The following is a 2176-nucleotide window of genomic DNA, read 5'->3' as shown; positions in this document are numbered from 1 at the left end:
TACTATTTCTTGAGTGTTACTGGCGAATGAGCGAACTTGCGCCAGCTAACCGCAGGTTATGAAAAAACAACAAAGCGGCTGTGGATCAGGCTCTGTTAAGGGTTTTTCTACAGGCTCGTTAAAGCGCAAAACAACTGAAACCGAGAACTACGAGATGGCATGGGATTACGAAAGAAAAAAGGAAAAAGAAACAGAAATCCAAGGCGATATTGAAAATTATCTTCGTGAGGCTGGTTTAGACGAGCCAAGCATCCAAACAACAGCGAAAGAATTTCTCGAAAAGGCCATTCGAGTATCGCCTCCTCAGAAGGAAGAAGTGTTTATCCATATGGTTATCATGGCGCCCTCTGGGCGCGGTGGTGGCCGTAGTTCTAAAGCAGGCAATATTAAATTAAACATTCGCGTTCTGTTTGAGGCTGTTTCAGGTGGGGTGTTTACTGTAATCTCTGCAGCGCAGGCACCATGGGCAATACCTTTTGCCGCAATATTGCTATGGAATAGCATATGGAAAAATATGCAAGTAAGCCTCACAGAGGCAGAAGCAGTTACTCTATGGGCGATGTGGCAAGTGAAAGACTCAAACAAAAATGTCAAAGCGGAAGATATCAAGCCTGCTGTAGATTCTCATGCTCAAAAATACGAGAGGCAGACGTTATCTGAGGCAGACATAAAGCATGCACTTCAAAATCTTAAGGAAATCGGTTGTATCAAGCCGGCTAAATCAGTAAGCAATACATGGTGGCTTTGCGAATGGGTGTCACCTTCTTACCGGTAAATCTTTAACAACTGGTTCAAATCGTTCGCTTCGCTCACTGGGACGGGCTAAAGCCCGCCCCTTAACCAAACGTTACACCTCGCTAACCTAATCTTGAGATTTGTACGGCATTGCCGTATATTTTGGCTATGCTATTCATTGAAACCTCAACATTCACCAAGTTGTTGCCGAGCTACCTCACGGACGAAGAATATCGTGGGCTCCAAACATACCTTTTGCAGAAGCCTGATGCAGGCGATCTCATCAAAGGGTCTGGTGGTGTTCGGAAGGTTCGCTGGGCGCCAGTCGGATCAGGCAAGAGTGGCGGCATTCGAGCAATTTATTATTGGAAGAAGTCTGACCACGAAGTATGGATGCTGACGTTGTACAGTAAATCTGAGCGTGCCTCGATTCCTGGGCACATGCTCAAGCAGATAGCGGAGGCCATCAAAAATGAGTGATAGAAATCTTGGTGCGGAAATCCTTGCTGGGCTTGATGAAATCAAACAGTTCAAAAAGGGCAATCTGGCGCTGCGAACTCAAGAGTTGTCTGAGCCCTCAGCGCCGCAGGTTATTCGGCTGAAACTAAAAATGTCTCAGTCTGCCTTTGCGGGTCTCATGGGGGTCAGTGTGCGCACTCTACAGGATTGGGAGCAAGGGCGTAGAGAACCACAAGGCCCAGCAGTTGCACTGTTGCGCATCGCAGAACAACATCCGGAAGTTTTTAGCCAACTGCACTGAGTAAGTCGCAAGGTGTAACCAGACGGTCAACCGGACGCCAAAAGCGTGCCGCTTTTGGTTCCCTCCGCTGCGCTCCGGCGCCGGTTACCTAAGCGTTACAAAGCAAGGGAGAATGTGCGGTTATGATCGCCAGGGAATGGAAATGCCGAGTGCCTGAAGCCCACAGTGAAGGGTTCACGGGCTATCTTTACGAAACCGGCATCAAGGATTCGTCTGCAACACTTGGCTTTCTTGGTGCTCAAATTTTCCGCCGTTCACTGGCCGCCAAAATAGAGCTTACCCTCATCACGTACTGGGACAACCTGGAGTCCATCAAGGCGTTTGCTGGCAATGATATTTCGCAGGCACGCTTGTACCCAGAGGACGAGGTTTACGAGCTTGAGCCTGACCTTTCGGTACAGCACTATGAGGTCATCGAACATCAGTTTTCGGCAGAGCAGCGGGGTTAAACGGGCGCACTTGCTTTGTAACCAGTCGTTCAAGTTCGTTCCCGGCCTGACGGCCGTCCACCGGACGCCCTTTTCTCCGCTGCGCTCCAAAAAGGTCGCCGCTTAACATTGGCGTTAATTGCCAAGGAGAGGTATGGCTATAACCTTCAAGGTGAATCATTCCATTACCACTGACCAGTTCATCGGTTTGTTGGAGAGTTCTACCCTCGGGGAGCGTCGGCCAACCCATGAC

General features: G+C 49.1%; 4 protein-coding genes. All 4 read left to right on the top strand.

Translation table 11 applies throughout. The annotated features are described in order from the left end of the window. The first annotated feature begins 58 nt into the window (after nucleotides 1-58). Nucleotides 59-775 carry a hypothetical protein gene (locus FE848_RS18505; protein ID WP_200205378.1) on the top strand — a complete coding sequence of 239 codons (717 nt, stop codon included), beginning with the start codon at nucleotides 59-61 and terminating at the stop codon, nucleotides 773-775. 128 nt (nucleotides 776-903) lie between these two features. Then, entirely contained in the window at nucleotides 904-1215 is a 312-nt protein-coding gene (locus FE848_RS18500; RefSeq protein ID WP_200205373.1) for a type II toxin-antitoxin system RelE/ParE family toxin, read from the top strand. Then, entirely contained in the window at nucleotides 1208-1495 is a 288-nt protein-coding gene (locus tag FE848_RS18495; protein ID WP_200205372.1) for a helix-turn-helix domain-containing protein, read from the top strand. The genes FE848_RS18500 and FE848_RS18495 overlap by 8 nt, the downstream gene beginning before the upstream one ends. Nucleotides 1496-1617: 122 nt before the next feature. Next, entirely contained in the window at nucleotides 1618-1944 is a 327-nt protein-coding gene (locus FE848_RS18490; protein ID WP_127400983.1) for an antibiotic biosynthesis monooxygenase family protein, read from the top strand. Nucleotides 1945-2176 lie beyond the last annotated feature (232 nt).

Origin of the sequence: Marinobacter sp. 1-3A (assembly GCF_016597775.1) — a bacterium.
GTDB classification, from domain to species: domain Bacteria; phylum Pseudomonadota; class Gammaproteobacteria; order Pseudomonadales; family Oleiphilaceae; genus Marinobacter; species Marinobacter xiaoshiensis.
The sequence above is the reverse complement of the archived record's forward strand: the minus strand, read 5'-3'. Positions and strand labels throughout refer to the sequence as shown.

What these genes read in the sequence shown, in the direction of transcription:
- FE848_RS18495 (WP_200205372.1), top strand. Translation starts at nt 1,208, where the DNA reads ATGAGTGATAGAAATCTTGGTGCGGAAATCCTTGCTGGGCTTGATGAA.
- FE848_RS18505 (WP_200205378.1), top strand. Translation starts at nt 59, where the DNA reads ATGAAAAAACAACAAAGCGGCTGTGGATCAGGCTCTGTTAAGGGTTTT.
- FE848_RS18500 (WP_200205373.1), top strand. Translation starts at nt 904, where the DNA reads ATGCTATTCATTGAAACCTCAACATTCACCAAGTTGTTGCCGAGCTAC.
- FE848_RS18490 (WP_127400983.1), top strand. Translation starts at nt 1,618, where the DNA reads ATGATCGCCAGGGAATGGAAATGCCGAGTGCCTGAAGCCCACAGTGAA.